The sequence below is a fragment of the Lacinutrix himadriensis genome, from assembly GCF_001418105.1.
In the GTDB taxonomy this organism is placed as follows: Bacteria; Bacteroidota; Bacteroidia; order Flavobacteriales; family Flavobacteriaceae; genus Oceanihabitans; species Oceanihabitans himadriense.
Window position 1 is genome coordinate 256797 of the sequence record NZ_LIQI01000031.1, and the last position, 24083, is coordinate 280879.

17 protein-coding genes, 1 rRNA gene and 1 pseudogene are annotated in these 24083 nt (G+C 33.4%); 13 read left to right on the forward strand and 6 right to left on the reverse strand.

Annotation, left to right across the window (positions count from 1 at the left end; genetic code table 11):
- Nucleotides 1–19: 19 nt before the first annotated feature.
- From AMD28_RS17135 to AMD28_RS17180, 12 genes and pseudogenes are all read left to right on the forward strand, one after another.
- Nucleotides 20–1204 (forward strand): hypothetical protein, encoded by a 1185-nt coding sequence (locus tag AMD28_RS17135; RefSeq protein WP_055445388.1) that lies wholly within the window; start codon nt 20–22, stop codon nt 1202–1204.
- A 1-nt stretch (nt 1205) separates the two neighbouring features.
- Nucleotides 1206–2906, forward strand: coding sequence for a sensor histidine kinase (locus AMD28_RS17140; protein ID WP_161804649.1), 1701 nt, complete (start codon nt 1206–1208; stop codon nt 2904–2906).
- Nucleotides 2899–3567: a LytR/AlgR family response regulator transcription factor gene (locus AMD28_RS17145; protein WP_055445364.1), complete on the forward strand. Its 669-nt coding sequence runs from the start codon at nt 2899–2901 to the stop codon at nt 3565–3567. Before AMD28_RS17140 ends, AMD28_RS17145 begins: the two co-directional genes overlap by 8 nt.
- A gap of 196 nt (nt 3568–3763) precedes the next feature.
- Nucleotides 3764–5281: an apolipoprotein N-acyltransferase gene (lnt, locus tag AMD28_RS17150; protein ID WP_055445365.1), complete on the forward strand. Its 1518-nt coding sequence runs from the start codon at nt 3764–3766 to the stop codon at nt 5279–5281.
- Nucleotides 5278–9138, forward strand: a complete 3861-nt coding sequence (locus AMD28_RS17155; RefSeq protein ID WP_055445366.1) for a LamG-like jellyroll fold domain-containing protein — start codon at nt 5278–5280, stop codon at nt 9136–9138. The genes lnt and AMD28_RS17155 overlap by 4 nt, the downstream gene beginning before the upstream one ends.
- Before the next feature lie 193 nt (nt 9139–9331).
- The gene (locus AMD28_RS19190) at nt 9332–9484 is read left to right on the forward strand and encodes a LytTR family DNA-binding domain-containing protein (protein ID WP_083478373.1); all 153 of its coding nucleotides are present in this window, start codon (nt 9332–9334) and stop codon (nt 9482–9484) included.
- Between the two features lie 102 nt (nt 9485–9586).
- Nucleotides 9587–12739, forward strand: coding sequence for a LamG-like jellyroll fold domain-containing protein (locus AMD28_RS17160; RefSeq protein WP_055445367.1), 3153 nt, complete (start codon nt 9587–9589; stop codon nt 12737–12739).
- A 151-nt stretch (nt 12740–12890) separates the two neighbouring features.
- Nucleotides 12891–12953, forward strand: a pseudogene (locus AMD28_RS18975) (EF-hand domain-containing protein); the annotation flags it as partial.
- Between the two features lie 27 nt (nt 12954–12980).
- Entirely contained in the window at nt 12981–13127 is a 147-nt protein-coding gene (locus AMD28_RS18980) for a hypothetical protein (RefSeq protein WP_241492539.1), read from the forward strand.
- A gap of 128 nt (nt 13128–13255) precedes the next feature.
- On the forward strand, nt 13256–13915 hold the full coding sequence (locus AMD28_RS17170) for a hypothetical protein (RefSeq protein WP_055445368.1): 660 nt from the start codon (nt 13256–13258) through the stop codon (nt 13913–13915).
- A complete protein-coding gene (locus AMD28_RS17175; RefSeq protein WP_055445369.1) occupies nt 13891–14169 on the forward strand; it encodes an EF-hand domain-containing protein in 279 nt (92 codons plus the stop codon). Before AMD28_RS17170 ends, AMD28_RS17175 begins: the two co-directional genes overlap by 25 nt.
- 3 nt (nt 14170–14172) lie before the next feature.
- Complete coding sequence (locus AMD28_RS17180; protein WP_055445370.1) at nt 14173–14595, forward strand: secondary thiamine-phosphate synthase enzyme YjbQ; 423 nt, start codon at nt 14173–14175, stop codon at nt 14593–14595.
- Here AMD28_RS17180 and AMD28_RS17185 read toward each other — a convergent pair.
- From AMD28_RS17185 to thrS, 6 genes are all read right to left on the reverse strand, one after another.
- Nucleotides 14575–15372 (reverse strand): Cof-type HAD-IIB family hydrolase, encoded by a 798-nt coding sequence (locus AMD28_RS17185; protein WP_055445371.1) that lies wholly within the window; start codon nt 15370–15372, stop codon nt 14575–14577. The two genes, AMD28_RS17180 and AMD28_RS17185, sit on opposite strands and share 21 nt — an antisense overlap.
- A 97-nt stretch (nt 15373–15469) precedes the next feature.
- On the reverse strand, nt 15470–18733 hold the full coding sequence (locus AMD28_RS17190) for an amidohydrolase family protein (protein WP_055445372.1): 3264 nt from the start codon (nt 18731–18733) through the stop codon (nt 15470–15472).
- 144 nt (nt 18734–18877) lie between these two features.
- A complete protein-coding gene (gene rplT / locus AMD28_RS17195; RefSeq protein WP_055445373.1) occupies nt 18878–19222 on the reverse strand; it encodes a 50S ribosomal protein L20 in 345 nt (114 codons plus the stop codon).
- Between the two features lie 98 nt (nt 19223–19320).
- Complete coding sequence (rpmI, locus tag AMD28_RS17200) at nt 19321–19518, reverse strand: 50S ribosomal protein L35 (protein ID WP_055445374.1); 198 nt, start codon at nt 19516–19518, stop codon at nt 19321–19323.
- A gap of 99 nt (nt 19519–19617) precedes the next feature.
- A complete protein-coding gene (gene infC, locus AMD28_RS17205; protein ID WP_255564244.1) occupies nt 19618–20133 on the reverse strand; it encodes a translation initiation factor IF-3 in 516 nt (171 codons plus the stop codon).
- 69 nt (nt 20134–20202) lie between these two features.
- Nucleotides 20203–22137: a threonine--tRNA ligase gene (thrS, locus tag AMD28_RS17210; RefSeq protein WP_055445376.1), complete on the reverse strand. Its 1935-nt coding sequence runs from the start codon at nt 22135–22137 to the stop codon at nt 20203–20205.
- 806 nt (nt 22138–22943) lie between these two features.
- On the opposite strand from thrS, the gene AMD28_RS17215 reads away from it, so the two are divergent.
- A 16S ribosomal RNA gene (locus AMD28_RS17215) occupies nt 22944–24083 on the forward strand; the annotation flags it as partial.

Genomic DNA, 24083 nt, shown 5'->3' on the forward strand with positions numbered 1-24083 from the left:
TTCTTACATCCTCATTCCTATGGATGCAGATACGCAAAAGAATCATTTAAAGGCTTACGGAATTACCTATTGGACCTTAGAAAAACAGCTAAAAGTAAAATGGCTACTTAATTATCGTGGTGGGGCTTTTCTTTTACCAGATAGTCAGGAAATTCAACGCGAATGCCAAATACGAGGCGTTTCTTTCGAAATCTTATCTAACGCTAAAGCGGAAGGTATTCTAGAAGAAATTAGTAGTCCGAGTAAAAATATGGAAGCCATCGTATTAGAAAAAGCACCAAAAATTGCAGTCTATACACCAAGAGGGAAATTACCTTGGGACGATGCAGTTACTATGGTTTTAAGTTATGCCGAAATTCCTTATGAAACCATTTATGATGAAGAAGTTTTAAACGACGCACTTTTATTGTACGATTGGTTGCATTTACATCATGAAGATTTTACAGGGCAATATGGTAAATTTTATAGAGCATATAAAACCGCTTCCTGGTATATTGAAGAAAAAAAGCAAGCAGAAGCACTTGCCACAAAACTTGGTTACGATAAAGTTTCGCAAGAAAAATTAGCAGTTTCCTTAAAAATACGAGATTATGTCATTGGAGGCGGATTCATGTTTGCCATGTGTAGCGCAACCGATAGTTTTGATATTGCGCTTTCGGCAGAAGGATTAGATATTTGCGAACCTATGTTTGATGGCGATGGTAGTGATGCTAATTATCAAAACAAAATTGACTACAGCAAAACCTTTGCGTTTAAAGATTATACCTTAGAGCAAAGTCCGAATGTGTACGAGTTTTCTAGTATAGATATGACACAAAAACGAAGAATTTCTAAAACTGTAGATTATTTTACACTCATGGATTACTCTGCAAAATGGGATCCAATTCCAAGTATGTTGTGCCAAAACCATACCGCTTTGGTGAAAGGTTTTATGGGGCAAACCACTTCTTTTACGCGCGAAGAAATTAAAAGTAATGTCTTGGTAATGGGAGAAAATAAAACCAATGGCGAAGCAAAATATATTCACGGTATAAAAGGAAAAGGATTTTTCACGTTTTATGGTGGTCATGATCCAGAAGATTATACACATCGCGTAGGAGACCCAAAAACAGAATTAGATTTACATCCAACTTCACCAGGCTACCGACTTATTTTAAACAATGTGTTATTTCCTGCTGCTAAAAAGAAGAAGCAGAAAACCTAGTATGAGATATTTATTTCTTTGTATTTTATTGTTTATGTTTCAATTGTCCTTTTCTCAAAAGGATGAAATTGTAGATTTTGGTCAAAATTTAATTAACCAAAATAAATTGGATCAAGCAATAACCTATTATGCGAAACGCTTAGTAGAACCTAGTAATGAGGAACAGAAAATTCATTTGCTTTTAGGATTTGCAGAAGTTTATAAGTTAAAACTAGATTATGATACAGCTAGTGATTATTACATTAAGGCTTTTGAGAGCATAAAAAGCATTAAGGATAAGCAGTTAGCGTTTTTATACCATGTGAAAATGGCAGAGTTTTTTAGGAAGAGAACAATGCTAGTCGAATCTGCAGCTCAGATGGATAAAGCCGCAGTTATATTAAAGGGGAATAAAGTGGAAGATCTTTATTTAGCTAAATATTACAATCGGAAAGCAGCACTTTTTACAGAGTTTTATCATATACAAGATTCCACACTTTTTTATGCCAATAAATCACTGGATTTAGCAAGAAAAATATACGATAAAGATAATGTGTTTTATTCTTTACTTGAAATTGCAGGAGTTTATGAACGTAAAAAAGAATATAAAACAGCAGTACGTTATTTAGAAGAAATCATTGAATTTGCAGCAAGCAATAATATGGAGCAACAGGAAGCTGATGCTTACATAAGTTATATTATGGCTTTAGCTAGAAGTAATCAACTAGAAAAAGCATTGAATACGGCTTTATATGCAGCTAATTTTTCTAAAAATAGCAACTTGTTATACCATGAAATAATCTTTAATGAGAATATTCAAAATTTGTATTTTAGATTACATAATACAGAAAAAGCATACGAATATTTAAAATACAGATTAGAACTTACTACGCAGTATAATGAAATAAAGAAAGAGGAATTATTATTAAATTTAGAAGCCCAATACAAGCTTACCGAAAAGGAAAATGAAATAAAAATAAATACGCTTGAAATTCAAAATAAAAACAAAGCTTTAGCTTCCAATAACATAAAACTCATTATAAGTATATCGCTACTTACTGCCGTTATTTTTTTAACCGCATTAATTTCTTATTTCTTAAAAAAAGAAAAAAACAGCAATAAGCGTTTACAATCTTTGTCTAGCGAAAATCAATTTTTACTTAGTGAAGCTAACCATCGTATTAATAATAATTTACAATTAGTGGTGATACTAATATCCGATCAGTTAAAGAAAAATACAAGTACAGACAACTTTCAACTAAAAAGCATCTTAACTAAAGTGGAAGCTATTTCTACATTGCATAAGCATTTGTATAAAAATGAGGATAAAAGAAAAGTAGATGCACAAGGTTATTTATACGATGTAAAAGATAGCTTTTTTGATTTGTTTAAAGAAAATAATATTCAAACAAATTTTACTATTGCTTCTATAAAGATACCTTCAGATTATGCCATGTATTTTGGACTATTACTTACAGAACTAACTATAAATTCTATAAAGCATGCCTTTAATAATACTAGTAATAAAGAGATTCATTTTGATTTGAAATACAAGAATAATACGCTAATTTTTAATTATTCCGATAACGGAACAACTTCATTAAACAAAACAATCAAACCAAAATTAGTAGATAAAATTTGCAGACAATTAGAAATGAATTATAAAATAAATACGGTAAACGGATTCACCTTTTTATTAGAAAAAGAAATTACTAATGACTAACCTACAGAATACAAAAGTGCTTATTGTTGAAGATGATGTAATTATTGCAGAATATATTGCAGAACTGCTTCAAGATGAAAATTTTAATAACATTAAAATCGCAAAAAATAAAGAAATTGCTTTAATAGAAATGGCTGATTTTTTTCCCGATATTATATTAATGGATATTAATTTGAATGGAAAAAATGAAGGAATAGAACTTGCCAAGGTTAAAAACAAAAATGCAACGGTGATTTTTATTACTGGTCAACACGATTTTAGATTAATGAATGAAGCATTAAAAACAAATCCAGATGCATATTTAACCAAACCAGTTAAAAAAATAGATTTGTTTGCATCTATAAATTTGGCTTTACAAAAAAAACAAGTGCATGTATTTCAGTTTAAAAATGGTTATGATATAGTTAATTTAGACCATAATGATATTAAATATATGGTGGCAGATGGAAATTATATCAACATTCACACCATCACAAAGAAGTATACCCTTAGGCAATCGTTAAATACGATAGCAGCACAATTACCAATAGATATATTTAAACAAACACATCGATCTTATCTTGTTAATATAACGAAAGTACAGCGTATTAATGCAAACTCAGTATTTATAAACGGTGTAGAAATCCCTCTATCTAGAACCTACGCAAAACAATTTAAGTAGTCATTTACATACAAAATACTGCATTTCAACCCTATTTATTTGTATTTCATAGATAAAAGGATAGTTTTGGGTTCTTAATAAACCTAATCTATGAAACTGAATTTTCACTTTTTTTTACTGGCTTTTTTAAGCTTAAATTTTGATAACGCTTAATACATAATTTAATTTTTATCTGTGTTAAATTATTCCAGTCTTAATGAAACAAAAATATTTTATTCTTTCTATACTTGCTGCATTAATCTCAGCTTATGCATATACAACGCTAAATATATTTTTAGTTTGTATGTCTTGGGTGCCATTTATCTACAATATAGTATCTCTAAAAAGTAAAAAACAAGTATGCTTAAATGGTTTTCTGTTTGGTTTTATTTACGGATTATGTCTATTTAATTGGACTCAAGTTGCTTTAAAAGATTATTCTACTTTAAATTCTTATAGATATTTAGTTACAATTTTACTATCTGTATTTTATGGTATTATTTATACGGTTTTTGCAATAGTTTTAAGCAAATTAAATAATGGGAAACACAAAAAAAACTATTTAATTTTTATCAATAATATTGCTGTTGCAGCTGTTTTTGTACTTATTGAATCTGTTTTGTCCCATATATATCAAGGGATTCCTTTTTTAAATTTAAGAATTGGTTTTGTACTCGGAAAAAGCTTGTATTTATCGCAATTAGCATCTATAGGGGGCGTATCAATACTTACATTCATAATCATTCTCACCAATGTATTTATAGCTAATCTTATAAAGTCTAAGCAGAAAATTAATGTAATAGGAGCCATTTTTGTACCTATTTTTAGTATAGCAGTAGGATTTATTATGTTTTCTACTTATGAAACGCAACGTGCCAATGGAGTAAAAGTGAGCGTTGTTTCTGGAAACATTGATCCAAAAGTAAGTTGGACTGAATCGACTGGTAATACGTTGGCTTCAAATTATTTTTCAGTTTGTAAGGAAGCTACTAAAAATAATCCGGATTTTGTAGTTTGGCCAGAATCTGTTTTTCCATGGGTTTATAATGAGAATGATGATTTAATCAAGGAATTATTAAAAATTAATAACAAGCCAAATTTCAATACCATTCATGCTTTTGGTTTAAATTCAAAAATTAGTAATTCAAAAGACGACATAGCAAACTCTGTTTTACTTATCAATAATAAAAACCAAAAAATTGGTACTTACTATAAAAATATTTTATTAGAATGTTTTGAAAAACCACTTTTTAATACGTTTCAAATCCCATTTGCTTACAGTGAAAAATACACATATGCACAAGTAGGTAAACCAAAGCCATTAGATACAGATTTAGGCAAAGTAGGAATGTTAATTTGCAATGAGTCTATAGAAGAAAACTTTGTTAATAAACAAGTAAAAAATGGCGCTAATTTCTTTTTTGTAGTTGCAAACGATGGTTGGTTTAAGGACACTTACATTAGTTTACACCATTTTTATATAGCACGTATTCTTGCTGCAGAAACTAGAAAAGATTTTGCAATAAGTAGTAACTGTGGTTTAAGTGGGTTTATTAACTCTTCAGGAGAAATATTGGCAATGGAAAAATCAGATAGTCCGCTATCAATATCACAAAAAATATATAAAAATAAAGAAGAAACTATATATACAAAAATGCCTTTTTTATTTAGTTCACTCTTAATTCTAATTATTGCAACAAGTCTAATTTTAACTTTTAAATTAAAAAAATCATGAAACAAAAACTATTATTATTGTTATTTCTCGCAAACAGTCTTGTGTTGTTTGCGAATCCTGAATATCAACAGAATGGCTATAGATGGCGAAATGACAATGGAAATCAAACAACTGCAACCTGGAAAGCTGCCACTAATACACCATCTATTGTAAATTTTGTTGATGAGCAATTAAGACTAAGAATTGAAGTTAAAGAAACTTATGATGGTTATGGTTCATTCTCAACAAATCCTTTATTTTACCGTAAAAATGGAGGTAGTTGGGTTGCTGTTTCTAATAATACTAGTACCGACTTTTATTTTGTAAACAGTACTTATGTTGAAGATGGTTTTAGTACAACCCAACAAATTTCTTCAGGTGGTTACAGCCTTGGAAAATTTAAGTCTAATAGTAGCAGTTCATCTATATATTTAACTTATCTAAATAGAACAGAAATTGAATATTCCTTAGCACCTTCAACATTATATGACAAAACGGCTACGTATGAATTTCAAATTTCTAATTTAGATGATTACGCTATTTATCCGACTTTAAATGCAAATCCCAGTTTTTGTGAAACTGTAAAACCTACAGTTTCTAATATAACCTATATTCTTAATCAAGTAGCCTCACCATTAACCGCTACAGGTACTAACTTACTTTGGTATACAACAGCGAGTGGTGGTACAGGTACTGCAACTGCACCTACACCAACTACATCATCTGCTGGTGCTACAAGTTATTGGGTTACACAAACATTAAATGGTTGTGAAAGTTTGCGACAACCCTTAATTGTATATGTAGGTGCGCCAGCTACCCATTTAAATTTTGATGGAGCTAATGACCACGTTGTTTTATCAAACAATGTAAATAACACATTAAGTGGTGGTACAGCAATAACAATTGAATATTGGTTTAAAGGGACTAATGTACAAAGCGCAGTTCGTTTTCAAACACATGGTGCTTATAATGATTTTATAACAGCTGGATGGGGAAGTGGGAACCCTCAATTTTTAGTTTCTACAGATGGATATAATACTGGAGTAGAGTTAGGAGATGAATCGGTTATTGAAGACAATTCATGGCATCATGTTGCATGTGTATGGGAAAAGAATGAAATTTTTGCTACCTACCTAGATGGTGTTTTACAAAATTCTCGTGTCGCAGCTAATGTAAATCTTCCTTTGTTGCCTGAAAACAGTGGGTATCTTGGTATTTTTGGAGGAACAATAGAACCATTAAATGGAAGTTTAGACGATGTTCGTATTTGGAATGTGGCTAGAACAGTAGAACAAATAAATGGTTCAAAAAATTGTGAATTACAAGGTAACGAAACAGGTTTAGTAGCTTACTATAAGTTTAATCAAGCTTTAGATGCAGAAAATAATACTTCAGAAACAACACTTACAGATGCAACTTCTAATGGAAATAATGGAACTTTAACTAATTTTGCATTATCAGGAGCAACATCTAACTGGTTAGCAGGTTCTCCTGTAACTACACCATCTGCGCCAACAGTAACAACACCTGTGGTTTATACACAAGGAGCTACAGCTTCGCCATTAACGGCAACAACTGGAGCTAATGGTACAGGATTATTATGGTACACAACAGCAACTGGAGGAACAGATTCTACAACAGCACCAACGCCAAGTACAGCAACAGTTGGTTCTACATCATATTGGGTTGCAGGTACTAACGCAAATGGTTGTGAAAGTGAAAGAACAGAAATTGTGGTTACAGTAGATGCTCCACTTCCAGCTACCCATTTAAATTTTGATGGTGTGGATGATTTTATTGATTGTGGTAATATATTGCCAGAGTCATACACAAAAGAGGCATGGATTTCTATAAATGCAATTAATAGCACAAGTAATATAATTTCAGGCTCAGATAATTTTGGACAAAATGCTTTTTGGGTACCAAATGGAGTGTTGTCTGCTGGTCATAATGGTATCTGGAATGCTGTAGACGATTCAAATGTATTATCAGTAAATACTTGGTATCATGTAGCGGTTAGTTATGATTACGCAACGCAAACTTTAAAATTGTATAAAGACGGAATTTTGATAGATTCAAATAATAATGTTCCAGCACCAATTAATGGTAATGAAATCCATATTGGATCTTTTAATGATGCAAGTAACTTATTTAATGGATCTATTGACGATGTTCGTATTTGGGATGTAGCAAGAACAGCAGAACAAATCAATGGTTCAAAAGACTGTGAATTACAAGGTACAGAATTTGGTCTAGCTGCTTATTATAAATTTAATCAAGGAGTAGATGCAGGAACAAATACAAGTGTTACAACTTTAACAGATGCTACAGCCAATGCAAATGATGGTACATTAACAAATTTTGATTTATTAGGAACAATCTCTAATTGGTTAGCAGGTTCTCCAGTAACAACAGGTTCAATAATTCCTTCTGAAGCAACAGTATCTACACCAGTAGTTTATAATCAAGGAGATACAGCAACACCATTAACAGCTACAACAGGTGCAAATGGTACAGGTTTATTATGGTACACAACTGAAACTGGTGGTTCAGGAACATCAACTGCTTCAACACCAGACACAGCAACAATTGGAACAACTTCATATTGGGTTTCAAGTACAAATGCAAATGGTTGTGAAAGTGAGAGAACAGAAATTGTGGTGGAAGTGAATGTAATAATTCCTGCAACCCATTTAAATTTTGATGGTGTAGATGATAAAGTTGTGTTACCAAACGAATCGAATTTTGATTTCACAGCAACATTTTCAATAGAATGTTGGATAAAAGTGAATTCTTTTACACAAGAATGGCAAACAGTAATTTCTAAAGGAAATGAAGGACCAAGAATCCATAGATACGGATTTTCAAACTTTATTGCATTTGGAACAGGACCAGGAGATGATTTAGCGTCAACCATCGCAGTCAATGATGGGAATTGGCATCATATTGCTGCAACTTGTGATAATGGTGTTAAAAGTTTATATGTAGATGGTATTTTACAAGGAACACAAACGGTTAGTACTCCAATATTAACAAATAATGATCCAGTATTAATAGGAAGCCAATCCGACTTCTATAGTCCAGTTAGAGCATTTCATGGGGATATTGAAGAGGTACGCTTTTGGGATGTTGCAAGAACAGAATTGGAAGTTAATAATTCTAAAAATTGCGAATTATTAGGTAATGAAACCGGTTTAGTAGCCTATTATAAATTTAATCAAGGTAACGATGCAGCTTCAAATACAAGTACTACAACTTTAACAGATGCTACAGCCAATGCAAATGATGGAACATTGACAAATTTTGATTTAACAGGAGCAACATCAAACTGGTTAGCAGGTTCTCCAGTAACAACAGGATCCATAATTCCTTCGGAAGCTTCAGTTACTACACCAGTAACATATTACCAAGGCGACGCAGCAAGTCCGTTAACAGCAACAACAGGTGCTAATGGAACCGGGTTAATGTGGTACACTGCAGAAACAGGTGGTTCAGGAACAGCAACTGCTCCAACACCAGACACAGCAACAATTGGAACAACTTCATATTGGGTAAGTAGTTCTAATACTAATGGTTGTGAGAGTGAACGTTCTGAAATTGTTGTACATGTAGAAGAAACATTAGGTGTTTCTAATAATGCAATATTAAATACGATACGTGTATTTCCTAATCCAACAAACGGAATGCTTACTATTTCAAATGCTTTAGGTACTACAATGGATGTAATTGTTTATGATATGAACGGAAGAGTATTGTATAATGAAAATTATAACCAAGAAACAAACACATTAGATGTATCTCATTTTAGTAACGGGATCTATTTATTGAAAATGAAAACAGAATTCGGAGAAATTTCGAAAAGAGTTATTAAAAATTAAGTCCAATAGGAAACGTATAAAAAGGGTCGCAGAAATGCGACCCTTTTTTGTGCTTAAAAAAGGCCATTAATAAAACCTAAATTTAGATGTTTGGCAGGGTATTTATCTGTGTAAGCATATGGTGGCAGATGGTAATTATGCAAACATGCACACCATCACAAAGAAGTATACCCCTAGGCAATAGTTAAATACGATAGCAACACAATTACCAATAGATATATTTAAACAAACACATCGTTCTTATCTTGTTAATATAACGAAAGTACAGCGTATTAATGCAAACTCAGTATTTATAAACGGTGTAGAAATCCCGCTATCTAGAACCTACGCAAAACTATTTAAGTAGTCATTTACATACAAAATATTGCATTTCAACCCTTGTTATTTGTATTTCATAGAATAAAAGTTAATTTTAGCGTCCTTAATTCAACTGACAAATTTATAATTTATGAAACACATTTATTTTTCTTTTATACTGATAATCTTCAGTGGTTTTTTATCCTTTTCACAAACAGGAACACACCTTAATTTTGGTGGAGCTAATGATTATGTAGATTGTGGTAGCGACCCGAGCTTAGAGATTACTGGAAATACAATTACCTTAGAGGCTTATGTAAAATTCAATGCTTTTGGAGCAGCACATTGGTTAGGTAATATTATTAATAAAGCATCACCAAATGCTAGTGGTTATATGTTAAGAGCTGGTGGTAATGGTGCTGTTAATTTTGTTGTGGCAAATTTTGGGTGGCATGAATTAACTACGGCAGATAATACAATTACTCTAGATACTTGGTTTCATATTGCAGGGGTGTATAATGGTACTACCTCAAAAATTTATATCGATGGTGTTGAGGTTGCCTCCACTAATATTGCAATGGGTAATATTGGTAACTCCACTTTTAATGCAAACTTAGGGAGAGATCCTCAAGATACTGTTAGAAGATTAGATGCATCATTAGACGATGTGCGTATTTGGAATATTGCAAGAACAGCAGAACAAATTAATGCTGGTAAAAATTGTGAATTACTAGGTAACGAAACTGGTTTAGTAGCGTATTATAAATTTAATCAAGGGATTGCTGCAGCAGATAATACATCCGAAACAACAGTTATTGATGCAACAGGAACCAATAATGGAACTTTAACTAATTTTGATTTAACAGGAACGACTTCTAATTGGTTAGCAGGTTCTCCAATGGAAATACTTCCTTCTGCACCAACAGTTGCAACACCAGTTACCTATACGCAAGGAGATACTGCTTCACAATTAACAGCAATAACAGGATCTAATGGAACGGGATTAATGTGGTACACATCACAATCTGGAGGAACTGGAGATGCAAATGCACCAATACCAGATACATCAACAGTTGGTACAACATCCTATTGGGTAGCTAGTACAAATGACAATGGTTGCGAAAGTGAAAGAACAGAAATGGTGGTGGAAGTGAATGCAATTCCTCAAGCAACACATTTAAATTTTGGAGGTGCTATAGATTATGTAAATTGTGGTAATGGTACAAGTTTACAAATCTCAGGGTATGCTATAACTCTAGAGGCTTATATTAAATTTAATAGTTTTGCAGGTGCTGCATGGGGAGGAAATATAATTAATAAAAGTGGTACTGGTGATAATGGTTATATGTTAAGAGCTGGTGGTAACGGAGTTGTTAATTTTAATTTAGGAAACGGTGCTTGGCATGAAGTAAACTCTCCACAAAACACAATAAGTTTAAATACTTGGTATCATATAGCTGGAGTGTACGATGGTACTACTCAAAAAATATTTGTAGATGGTATTGAAGTCGCTTCAAATAACCTTTCCATTAATTTTGTTGAAAGTAGTTTTGATTTAAATTTAGGTCGTGACCCTCAATTTACAGATAGAGGTATAGACGCGTCAATAGATGAAGTTAAAATATGGAATATTGCAAGAACAGAAGATCAAATAAATGCTTCAAAAAACTGTGAATTTCAAGGTAATGAAACGGGTTTAGCCGGATATTATAAATTTAATCAAGGAAATGATGCCGCTGATAATACATCGGAAACAAGTTTATTAGATGCAACTTCAAATGGAAATAATGGAACTTTAACTAATTTTGATTTAACAGGAACGACTTCTAATTGGTTAGCAGGTTCTCCAATGGAAATACTTCCTTCTGCACCAACAGTTGCAACATCAGTTACCTATACGCAAGGAGATACGGCAAGTCCATTAACAGCAACAACAGGAACAAATGGTACAGGATTAATGTGGTATACTACAGAAACCGGAGGAATGGGTGACGTTAATGCACCAACGCCAGATATTGCAACAGTTGGTGAAACATCGTATTGGGTGGCTAGTACAAATGATAATGGTTGCGAAAGTGAACGCATAGAAATTTTGGTGGAAGTGGCAATACCAGCAGACCATTATCATTTTGGGCAGCACAATTTCATTGGTATAAATAGTAGTATGAATCATAGTGATGGTCTTGTTATACCAAACACATTTACCACGGAACTTTGGGTTAAAACTCCGGACTTTTCTTCCATTTTAGGTGGTTCAGATGATGAGGATTTAAGTACTTTTTATCATTTCTATATTGACTCAGACAACAAACTAGCATTTAGAATTAGTAATTATTATGATTATCAGGAAATTTTTGTATCTAATCAAACAATAGATGTTAATGTATGGCATCATATAGCTTTAAGCAGAAATTCGTCTAACATATATAGTTTTTATATAGACGGTATTTTGGATAGCACTTTTACTCCTACGATTTCTATTGACGAATTTCATGTATCAGAACTTGGTGTTTCTAGTGATACGGCTATTGATGAATTTAGAATTTGGAACGTAACAAGAACAGAAGAGCAATTAAATGCGAATAAAAATTGTGAATTACAGGGAACAGAAACAGGATTGTTATTGTATTATAAATTTAACCAAGGTTTAAATGCGGTTAACAATACTTCCATTACTACTATCTTTGATGCTACTCCAAACCAAAATAATGGATTTATATATAATAATTCGTATTTAACAGGTCCAACCCAAAACTTTTTAGCTGGTTCACCAATAACTACTGGTTCCGTGATACCATCTGAAGCAACAGTAACAACGCCAGTAACTTATTATCAAGGAGATACTGCAAGTGCATTAACTGCAACAACAGGTGCTTATGGAACGGGATTAATGTGGTATGCTACAGAAACTGGAGGAACTGGCGATGTTAATGCGCCAACACCAAATACGGCAACAGTTGGTACAACATCGTATTGGGTGACTAGTACAAATGATAATGGTTGTGAGAGTGAGCGTTCGGAAATTGTTGTACATGTAGAAGAAACATTAGGGATTAATCAAAATGAAGGGCTAGATAATATACATGTTTATCCAAATCCTACGAATAGTTTATTACATGTTTCTAATATAAATGGGATCGATATACAGGTATCTATTTATGATATTAATGGAAGATTATTGTTAGATAAAAATTGTGGTCAAGAACTTAATACAATAAATATTTCAACATTTTCTAATGGAATATATCTACTGAGAATGAAAACGGACTTGAATGAAATAACAAAAAGAATAATTAAAGAGTAAGCTAATTTTAATCAATTTGGAGAAAAGTCGCAGAAATGCGGCTTTTTTTTGTTCCAAACACAGTATTTAATGCAAATATAATTTCTTACATTTAATCAAAATGAAATGATATGGCAACAAAAGAAATCATACTAAACAAAATTCAGATATAATAACCAATAATTTTGAAACTCCCGAAGCTGCTTTTGCTTTTTTCGATAAAAATAGTGATGGTAAACTTTCTAAAAATGAAATAGCTACCTTGCTTAAAGATGCAGAAATAAACGTTTTTATTCGTGGCATTGTAACCTCTAAACTTATTGAAGGTTATGACAAAGATGACGATGCATTAATCGATTGGGAAGAATTTAAATTCGCAATAGATGAGATTGCAGACGATTCTAAATAAAAAAATCTATATTATTTTTAATGCTTTTATTTCCATAAATTTACAACACCTACTTATTTATTTCTATGGATACAGAAAAGCAGGATAGCTTTAGTACCCAAAAGTAGCAACAAAAAATGCCCGGAATTATGAATTTATTATTTGGTTTTCTTGTTAGTTTACTTGGATTGGTTTTTTTATTATGTAATACCTTTCTATTTATAACAAATAGTACGATTAGAAAGAAAGTATATAAAATATTTTTAGCCTACTTAATAGCATTGTCTATTATTGAAATTACCTGTCATATCATAGGGTTTCTGTATCCTAATTTGAATTTATTTATATCTCATTTTTATTTTGTTTTCCAATTTGCTTTTTTAAGTGGTCTGTTTTATAAGCTTTTTACAAAAAAAAGAATGAAACAATTAATAGTTTTAGTATTTGGTATTCAGATATGTATTTTAGCAAGCATGTATTATTCCGATCCGCAATTATTTTGGAGGTTTAATGTCTATGAAATTGTTTCCACATCTTTAATTTTAGTAGCCTATGCTTTGTTTTTTATTGTTAAAAATTTAGAGGTACAACATCATTATTTTAATTTTTCCATAGGTTTGATTTTATATTTATGCTGTAGTATTACTATATTTTTATTCGGAAATTTAGATTTAGTATTATATGAAAATCCGTATATTGATATTTGGATTTTTAATTCCTTATTTTATATTATTTTTCAAACTATGATTTTAAGGGAATATTTATTTTTAAAAAAAACAATATCATGGCAACTAAAGAAATCATACTAAACAAAATTCAAATACTAATAACCAATAATTTTGAAACTCCAGAAGCTGCTTTTCATTTCTTTGATAAAGATAGTGACGGTAAACTTTCCAAAAGCGAAATCGTAAAACTACTTAAAGAAGCCGAAATTAACGGATTCATTCGTGGTTTAGTATCTTCCAAACTTATTGAAGGATATGATAAAGATGGTGATGGCTTAATTAATTGGGAAGAATTTAAATTTGCGATAGATGAAATAACAGACGATTCTAAATAATTCATGAAGTTTTTTCAAAAAGAAATCAAACTGAAACCCTATGCAAGAGGATTTCATATCATTACAGAGCAAATAGAATCCGCACTACCCGAAATGAGTGACATCCAAATCGGACAATTACAGGTTTTTATCAAACATACTTCTGCAAGTATAACCATAAATGAAAATGCAGATCCAACGGTAAGATTAGATTTTGAAAGCCATATCAATAAAATGGTTCCAGAAAATCAGCCTTATTATAAACATACGTATGAAGGAGCAGATGATATGCCAGCACATATTAAAGCATCTCTCATGGGAACTTCGGTTCAAATTCCAATTACTAACGGAAAATTGAATTTGGGCATTTGGCAAGGTATTTATCTTTGTGAACATAGAAACCATGCCTCGGGAAGAGATTTAGTATTAACTGCCTTCGGAAACTAATTGTTCTAAAATACGCTCCACACCAAAATCGTCATTATTGGTAGTTTGATAATTCGCAACCGCTTTAATATTTTCATGTGCATTTTCCATAGCATAACTATAACTTGCTCCTTGTAACATTTCAAAATCATTATTGTAATCGCCAAACGCCATCGTTTCTGCAGGACTTATATCGTGCTTTTTTTGAAGAAAACGTAAAGCATGTCCTTTGTTAGATTGTGCTTCCGATATATCTACCCAATGATTTCCAGAAACTACAACATTGTATTCTGGAGATAAATGTTTTACAAAAGGATAAATGTTTGCTTCCGAATCGGTAGCATGATAAAGCGCAATTTTAATCACTGGATCTTTAATTTCTTCTATAGAATCAATAATGGTATAGTTCGAATAATATTCCGAAAACACTTGAATCATATCTGCAGAAGCTCTTTTTATATACGCTTGGTGTTTCGTGCAAAACATAGGAAAAGTATTTTCTATGCTATTTACAATTGTAAAAAGTTTAGTAAGATTTTCATTATCCATGGCATTAGATAGAAGTAAAGTATCTTGTTCTAAAACTAATCCACCATTTTCGGCAACAATAATAATGTCTTCCACAATAGCTGCTAGTTTTGTGGTAATACTATAATAAGGTCTTCCGCTAGCAGCAACAAATAAAATGTTTTGTTGTTTTAGCTGTTTAAATATTTCGAAAAATTTATCACTTACTTCATGATTTGAATTCAGTAAGGTGCCATCCATATCGGTAATCACCATTTTTACATTTTTCATCCAACTTTTATTTTTTTTTGAATATAAGAATATTAAAAAATAGGACTCAATAATTATTGTTAAGTTAATAATAAATAATAGAATTACTTTTTCTTAATTAATGTGTACCTATATGGCAGCCGCAAGCACCTCGAGTAAAACTTTCACTGTCTTCATTCCAAGGAAAACCTGCGTTGTATTTGTTGTTTTCCCAATAAAACGGCGTTCGCTTTTTCGAATAGTTTCCAATTTCATCCATTGTTTCGGTATCGTATAAACGACCATTAATCATCGTGTAAATAATGCTCTCCGAATTTCGAATATCTTCTAACGGATTTTCGTCCATTACAATTAAATCGGCAAGCTTTCCTTTTTTTAAAGAACCAATATCAGCATGCATTCCTAAGTAATCGGCACCATTTATAGTTGCAGCTTTTAGTGCTTCATGGTTGGTCATACCACCTTGTTGTAGCATCCATAATTCCCAATGTGCCCCAAGACCTTGTAATTGTCCATGCGCTCCAAGATTTACTTTTACACCAGCATCGGACAAAGCCTTACAGGTTTCAGAAACTAGAATATGACCGTTTTTGTACTCTTCTTCCGGTGCCATAGTACGATGTCTGGATCTAGAATCAATAATACTTCTCGGCATAAATTTTAGTAATTTTTCGTTTTCCCAAACATTGGTATGCTGATAGAAATATACTTCCCCATTTAATCCGCCATAATTTACAATCAGTGTGGGCGTATAACCAACATTACTATTTCCCCAAAGCTCTAAAACATCTTTATAAACTGGAGCAACAGGAATATTATGTTCCACGCCAGTATGACCGTCCATAACCATAGTTATGTTATGATAAAATGTTGATCCGCCTTCAGGAACTACAAATATTCCCTCTTCACGAGCGGCTTGAAGTACTTGCTGACGTTGTTCTCTTCTTGGCTGATTATAACTTTTAACCGACAGTGCGCCAAAGGCTTTTGTACGTCGGATAGAAGAACGAGCATCTTCTAAATTATTAATAGTTGCCTTAAAATCACCATCTGCACCATATAGTATAAATCCAGTAGAGTAGAGGCGTGGTCCTACTAAAGTTCCATTTTTTTGTAACTCGGAAAGCGCAAAAACAGTTTCCGAATTTGCAGAAGGATCATGAGAAGTAGTAACACCAAAAGCTAAATTTGCGTAAAACTGCCAATGTTTTTGTGTGGTTAGTCCTGCACGAAATGCGCCAATATGTGCATGTGCATCTACCATTCCTGGCATAATCGTTTTCCCAGTAACGTCATAAATTTTAGCTTCGGAAGGAATCGTGATTTCTGAAGCATTTCCAATAGCTTCAATTTTATTGTTTTTTATAATAATGGTTCCGTTTTCAATAACTTGATCGCCTTCCATGGTAATAAGTCGTGCACCTTTAAATGCGATGATTCCTTCCGGTTTATCGGTTTTTATAGTCAACTGTATTGGAATTCCCGTTTCTGTTAATTTGGTTTCTTCGGAAGCTTCCGCAGTATAGTAGATGTTTCCTAAAGTCCAATGTACTTTTTTACTATCTTTTGACCAATGTAAATTGATCCCCGCATCTTTTGAAAGTTGCGTGATAGGTACAAATTTTGAAGTATCTGTTAAGTCTATAGCTTGACCAGATTGTGGCATTGGCGCCATATATACTTTATGTAAATGAATAAAAGCGATCCATTTTCCATCCGGACTTGGAACCAATCGATTACCACGTTCCGATTTAATTAAAATACGTTCCTCTTGTCCGTTTAAATCAACACTTTTTAATTCTTTAGTTAGATTACCACCAAACATGGCACCTTTTTGATATATAATGCGCTTATCTTCCGCATTAAAAACAGGAAAATTTCCTTCTTTGGTAATAAACTGAATATTATTTCCATTTACATCCATAACATACAAACCTGTATTTTTTGCAAAAGTCCTTCCTTGGGCAATATTTCCAGATTGTTTTTTAAACACAATTTGTTTTCCGTTTTTAGAATAAGCAGGTGTTCTATAGATGCCTTTTTCTTTGGTTAATTTTTTAGAATTTCCTCCGTTTGCAGAAATAGCGTGAATACTTCCAAGGTTTTCATCATTCCAGGTAACATATGTAATACTTTTTCCGTCTGGAGAAAAGGCTGGTTCAAACTCAAAATCGGTTCCAGAAGTAAGCCGTTTCGGAGTACCATTTGGTGTTTTCATAGTCCATAAATAACCTAGCGCATTAAAAACAACAGTCTTTTCATCTGGCGATGTTACGAGATGACGAATTACTTTAGCGTCAAAAGTGTCTGGTGAAACTGGAGTATCCACTTCTATTGCTTTGGCTATTTTAATGGTTGCGTCTGCTTGAAAAGGAATATTTGTTACTTTCAAAGTGTTGGTGTTTATGCGATTTATTTTTCCGCCAGACCAAAACACAATATCTTCATTATTTGGCATCCAACTAAAATTGGTATACACACCAAAAATAGCCCACGCTTCTTGTTGGTCTTTATTCAATGCATCATAAATTGGCCATTCTTCACCAGTTTCTAAATCATGAATATATAATACTGTTTTGGTTCGAACACGTTTTACAAAAGCAAGCTTCTTACCATCTCTTGAAATTTGTGGCCTTGCTGCACCTCCAGGTCCTCCCGTAATTCTTTCGGTTTTTCCAGTTTCCATATCGTATGTATTTATAGCATATATTTGTTTGTTTGGGTCTTTGTTATACTGAAAAAATCCGCCAGGATAAACGTCTTCACTGTAATATAAATGTTTACCATCGGAAGATAGACTTGGCTCATTTACATCCTGTTGCTCATTTTTCTTTTTAGTTAACTGCAGTCCGCTTCCACCAGATTTATGATACATCCACATTTCTCCAGCACCCAAAGATCGTCTAGAAGAAAAATGTTTTCTGGCGATTAGATAATTTCCATCAGGAGTCCAAACAGCATTATTTAAAAGTCGGAAACTTTCTTTAGTAACTTGCTTTGCATTACTGCCATCGATATCCATGGTCCAGATATTATCGCCTCCGCCAGCATCACTTGTAAATGAAATGTGTTTTCCATCCGGACTAAAACGTGGTTGGATTTCAAAGGCTAAACCTTCTCTTAAAATGGTCGCTTTGCCTCCTTGAATAGGCATAATGTATATGTCACCCAATAAATCGAATGTGATTTTTGAACCATCCGGACTCACATCCAAATTCATCCAAGTGCCTTCATCTGTGGAGAGTTGGAGTTCTTTAAAATCCCAATTGCCTTCCGGATTCGAAACATCCCAAGTCGCTTTTTCCTTTTCTTTATCTTCTTGACTAAAAACGGTAATTGTAAAGATGAGGAATAGGATGGGAATAAGAGATATACGATTCATGAGATAGCTGTTTTATACCGAAAGATACTTATTATATTTCAAAACGTTTGTTTTCAAAGTTTTGAAAAAAAGCAAAAAAAAATCCGAATCAGTTAAGATTCGGATTTTTTATAAGCGAAATATGTTATTATTTAGGCAAATGCCCTATTTTACTTTATCTACAATTGCTTTGAAAGCTTCTGGGCTATTCATTGCTAAATCAGCTAAAACCTTACGGTTTAATTCGATATTATTAGCTTTTACTTTTCCCATGAATTGTGAATAAGATAAACCGTGTTCTCTAGCTCCTGCGTTAATACGCGTGATCCATAAGGCACGAAATGTTCTCTTTTTTACTCTACGGTCTCTGTACGAATATTGCATCGCTTTGTCAACCGCATTTTTTGCTACTGTCCAAACGTTTTTACGACGTCCAAAGTAACCTTTTGCTTGCTTAAGAACCTTTTTTCTTCTGGCTCTCTTCGCTACTGAATTTACTGATCTTGGCATAATTTAATTGTTTTTTGTAGTAGGCGATCAATTTAATGATGCTTTATTTGTTGCCTAACTCCAGGGTTATTAATTTGTTTTAACCTATTAAAACGATATTACTTAATACGTAACATGATTTTAACGTTTCTCTCATCTGCTTTATGTACTAAACCATCATGAGTTAATTTAAGCTTACGCTTTTTAGACTTCTTTGTTAAGATGTGACTCTTAAAAGCGTGCTTTCTTTTTATTTTACCAGTACCTGTAAGCTTAAATCGCTTTTTAGCACTAGATTTTGTTTTCATTTTAGGCATTTTTTCCTAGGTTTTTTAATTTCGCTTATTATCTTAAAAATACGGAACTATTCCGTATTTTTTTATTACGTGTAATCCGTAACACTTCTGTGTGTAGGATTATTTGTTTTTTCTTGGTGCGATGAACATAGTCATACGCTTACCTTCTAATCTAGGCATTTGTTCTACTTTACCTAATTCTTCCAAATCTTGAGCTAACTTTAATAATAAAATTTGCCCTTGTTCTTTGAATATGATAGAACGCCCTTTAAAGAATACAAAAGCTTTTAATTTAGCTCCTTCCTTTAAAAACTTTTCAGCATGTTTCTTCTTAAATTCATAATCATGATCATCCGTTTGGGGACCAAATCTTATTTCTTTAATAATAACTTTTGTTGCCTTAGATTTTAAAGCTTTGTCTCGTTTCTTTTGTTCATAAAGAAACTTCTTATAGTCCATAACTTTACACACAGGTGGTATTGCTTTAGGCGAGATTTCAACAAGATCTAAACCTTGTTCGTCTGCTATTGCTAAAGCTTGCTTTGTTTTATATACACCTACTTCAATATTATCTCCTACTAACCGAATTTCTTCAGCTCTAATTTTAGAGTTAATTCTGTGTTGGTCCTCTTTTATTACTCTAGGCGAGGATGATCTTCTTCTACGTATTGCTATGACTTTTGTATTTAAGTTAAACTTATTATTTTAAAATTGTTTTAATGTCTTATTTACTTCTGTTGCAACAATTTCTGAGAATGCTTCTACACTAATCATGCCTAAATCTTCTCCTCCATGTTGTCTTACAGAGATTTTTCCTTCTTGCTCTTCATTTTCACCGACAATAATCATATATGGGATTTTCTTCATCTCAGCTTCCCTGATCTTTTTCCCCATCGTTTCATTTCTATTGTCTATCAATGCGCGAATTTCGTTATTTTCTAGCAAACTTAAAACATTTTTCGCGTATTTTTCATATTTCTCACTAATTGATAACACAATTACTTGATCTGGCATCAGCCATAGTGGGAAATTACCCGCAGTATGCTCTAACAAAATAGCAATAAAACGTTCCATACTTCCAAAAGGAGCACGATGTATCATTACCGGCCTGTGTAGCTCGTTATCACTGCCTTTGTAGCTTAATTCAAAACGTTCTGGTAAATTGTAATCTACTTGAATCGTTCCTAATTGCCACTGTCTACCAAGCGCATCTTTTACCATAAAGTCTAATTTCGGACCGTAAAAAGCTGCTTCGCCAGTTTCTATAACATAATTTAAACCTTTGTCAATTGCGGCATTTAATATTGCTGCTTCCGCTTTTTCCCAGTTTTCATCACTTCCAATATATTTCTCCGGAGTTTCAGGATCTCTTAAAGATACTTGTGCCGTAAAATTTTCAAATCCTAAAGAACCAAAAACATAAAGTACTAAATCAATAACATCTTTAAACTCTTTATCTAATTGGTCTGGTGTACAAAAGATATGTGCATCATCTTGCGTAAAACCTCGTACTCGAGTTAAACCATGTAATTCACCACTTTGTTCGTATCTGTATACAGTACCAAATTCTGCAAAACGTTTTGGTAAATCTTTATAAGACCATTGTGCGCTATTGTATATCTCACAGTGATGCGGACAATTCATTGGTTTTAATAAAAATTCTTCACCTTCTTTAGGTGTCGTTATGGGTTGAAAACTATCTGCACCATATTTTTCATAGTGACCAGAAGTCACATATAGTTCTTTCTGACCAATATGTGGTGTGATTACCATTTCATAACCAGCCTTCTTTTGTGCCTTTTTCAAGAAATCTTCTAAACGTTCTCTTAAAGCAGCGCCTTTAGGTAACCATAAAGGTAAACCTTGACCTACTTTTTGCGAAAAAGTGAAAAGCTCTAATTCTTTCCCCAGTTTTCTGTGGTCTCTCTTTTTTGCCTCTTCTAATAACTCTAAATATGCAGTAAGTTCTTTTTGCTTTGGGAACGAAGTACCATACACACGTGTAAGTTGTTTGTTCTTTTCATCACCTCTCCAATATGCACCCGCAACAGAAAGTATTTTAACGGCTTTAATAATTCCAGTGTTTGGTATGTGTCCACCGCGACATAAATCCGTAAACGTATCATGATCACAAAAAGTAATAGTACCATCTTCTAGGTTTTCTATTAATTCTGTTTTGTACTCATTACCTTTATATAAGGATAGAGCATCAGCTTTAGAAACGTCCCTCATTTTAAAGGCATGTTTACCACGAGCAATCTCTATCATTTTGTTTTCAATAGACTTGAAGTCTTTTTCCGAAACAACATGTTCACCAAAATCTACATCATAATAAAACCCATTATCAATCGCAGGACCTATAGTAAGTTTTATTCCAGGGTAAAGACTCTCTAAAGCTTGCGCTAATACGTGCGCACTAGAATGCCAGAATGCAGTTTTACCTTCATCGTTGTTCCATGTATAAAGAATCAAAGACCCATCGGTGGTTAACGGGGTCGAAGTTTCAAGGGTTGTACCGTTAAAACTAGCCGAAATAACATTTCTAGCCAAACCTTCGCTAATACTTTTAGCTACATCCATAGGAGTAGTGTTCTCTTCAAACGCTTTTATGCTCCCATCAGGCAAAGTAATCTGTATCATTATGTAATATTATATGTAAGTGACAAATATAATAGTATAAAAATTCACTCACAATATATATATAGGTATAAATTTAGAATTTTGAAAAACCAAGCTATTAGAATGTCCTCTATATAATAGGAGTAACAGATCCTTTTTTTGTGTTATAATAAAGTATGTAAGATTTTGAATATAATTTTCAAGGCGTTCCGTTGGTTAACAAAAGGGTTAACCAACGTCAGGCTATCCGCTATATCTTTTTGTATCCTTATTATAATAGAGTAGAAGCGTCCTATATATAAGGAGGGTTATTAATTAAAGTATAGGTTTCATTACTACCAAAAAGGATGTCGCTACTATCCTTAACGCGAATCCCAAGAAACAAGCAGTATATTTCAAAAAAACTTTGCGTTATAAATAGCTGAAAATAAGCCCTTAGAAAGGCTCAAAAAAAATAATCAAAAAAAAGATTAAAAAAGGCATTGTCAGAAAGAAAAAGGTATCTATATTTGCACCCCGCTACGGAAACAACAATATGTTAAGTAGCTGGAAAAGTTCTAAAATTTTATGTTTTTAAAGGTTAAAAAAAAGATTTTATTTTTTTTAATAAAAACATTGTGAGATTAGAAAAAGGGTTTTATATTTGCACCCGCTAAGAGATTAAAGCCTTAGTAAAACAAGAAAATTAAGTTCATACACATATTGAATTGACAGCGTAAGATTAAAATTGGAAACGATTTAAATCAAACAAAGAGAATAAACTATTTTGAGTACTTGAAAAATTCCATTAGTTGTTAAGCAAATAAGTCGCAAGACTATAAAATTTAACGATGAAGAGTTTGATCCTGGCTCAGGATGAACGCTAGCGGCAGGCTTAACACATGCAAGTCGAGGGGTAACATTGTGCTTGCACAGATGACGACCGGCGCACGGGTGCGTAACGCGTATAGAATCTACCTTATACTAGGGAATAGCCTTTGGAAACGAAGATTAATGCCCTATAGTATGTTGTTTTGGCATCAAGACAACATTAAAGGTTACGGTATAAGATGACTATGCGTTCTATTAGCTAGATGGTGTGGTAACGGCACACCATGGCAACGATAGATAGGGGCCCTGAGAGGGGGATCCCCCACACTGGTACTGAGACACGGACCAGACTCCTACGGGAGGCAGCAGTGAGGAATATTGGACAATGGAGGCAACTCTGATCCAGCCATGCCGCGTGCAGGATGACTGCCCTATGGGTTGTAAACTGCTTTTATACAGGAAGAAACCTTTTCACGTGTGAGAAGCTGACGGTACTGTAAGAATAAGGATCGGCTAACTCCGTGCCAGCAGCCGCGGTAATACGGAGGATCCAAGCGTTATCCGGAATCATTGGGTTTAAAGGGTCCGTAGGTGGATAATTAAGTCAGGGGTGAAAGTTTGCGGCTCAACCGTAAAATTGCCTTTGATACTGGTTATCTTGAATTATTGTGAAGTGGTTAGAATATGTAGTGTAGCGGTGAAATGCATAGATATTACATAGAATACCAATTGCGAAGGCAGATCACTAACAATATATTGACACTGATGGACGAAAGCGTGGGGAGCGAACAGGATTAGATACCCTGGTAGTCCACGCCGTAAACGATGGTCACTAGCTGTTCGAACTTCGGTTTGAGTGGCTAAGCGAAAGTGATAAGTGACCCACCTGGGGAGTACGTTCGCAAGAATGAAACTCAAAGGAATTGACGGGGGCCCGCACAAGCGGTGGAGCATGTGGTTTAATTCGATGATACGCGAGGAACCTTACCAGGGCTTAAATGTAGATTGACAGGTTTAGAGATAGACTTTTCTTCGGACAATCTACAAGGTGCTGCATGGTTGTCGTCAGCTCGTGCCGTGAGGTGTCAGGTTAAGTCCTATAACGAGCGCAACCCCTGTTGTTAGTTGCCAGCGAGTCATGTCGGGAACTCTAACAA

What these genes read in the sequence shown, in the direction of transcription:
- AMD28_RS17135 (WP_055445388.1), top strand. Translation starts at nt 20, where the DNA reads ATGGATGCAGATACGCAAAAGAATCATTTAAAGGCTTACGGAATTACC.
- AMD28_RS17140 (WP_161804649.1), top strand. Translation starts at nt 1,206, where the DNA reads ATGAGATATTTATTTCTTTGTATTTTATTGTTTATGTTTCAATTGTCC.
- AMD28_RS17145 (WP_055445364.1), top strand. Translation starts at nt 2,899, where the DNA reads ATGACTAACCTACAGAATACAAAAGTGCTTATTGTTGAAGATGATGTA.
- lnt (WP_055445365.1), top strand. Translation starts at nt 3,764, where the DNA reads ATGAAACAAAAATATTTTATTCTTTCTATACTTGCTGCATTAATCTCA.
- AMD28_RS17155 (WP_055445366.1), top strand. Translation starts at nt 5,278, where the DNA reads ATGAAACAAAAACTATTATTATTGTTATTTCTCGCAAACAGTCTTGTG.
- AMD28_RS17160 (WP_055445367.1), top strand. Translation starts at nt 9,587, where the DNA reads ATGAAACACATTTATTTTTCTTTTATACTGATAATCTTCAGTGGTTTT.
- AMD28_RS17170 (WP_055445368.1), top strand. Translation starts at nt 13,256, where the DNA reads ATGAATTTATTATTTGGTTTTCTTGTTAGTTTACTTGGATTGGTTTTT.
- AMD28_RS17175 (WP_055445369.1), top strand. Translation starts at nt 13,891, where the DNA reads ATGGCAACTAAAGAAATCATACTAAACAAAATTCAAATACTAATAACC.
- AMD28_RS17180 (WP_055445370.1), top strand. Translation starts at nt 14,173, where the DNA reads ATGAAGTTTTTTCAAAAAGAAATCAAACTGAAACCCTATGCAAGAGGA.
- AMD28_RS17185 (WP_055445371.1), bottom strand. Translation starts at nt 15,372, where the DNA reads ATGAAAAATGTAAAAATGGTGATTACCGATATGGATGGCACCTTACTG.
- AMD28_RS17190 (WP_055445372.1), bottom strand. Translation starts at nt 18,733, where the DNA reads ATGAATCGTATATCTCTTATTCCCATCCTATTCCTCATCTTTACAATT.
- rplT (WP_055445373.1), bottom strand. Translation starts at nt 19,222, where the DNA reads ATGCCAAGATCAGTAAATTCAGTAGCGAAGAGAGCCAGAAGAAAAAAG.
- rpmI (WP_055445374.1), bottom strand. Translation starts at nt 19,518, where the DNA reads ATGCCTAAAATGAAAACAAAATCTAGTGCTAAAAAGCGATTTAAGCTT.
- thrS (WP_055445376.1), bottom strand. Translation starts at nt 22,137, where the DNA reads ATGATACAGATTACTTTGCCTGATGGGAGCATAAAAGCGTTTGAAGAG.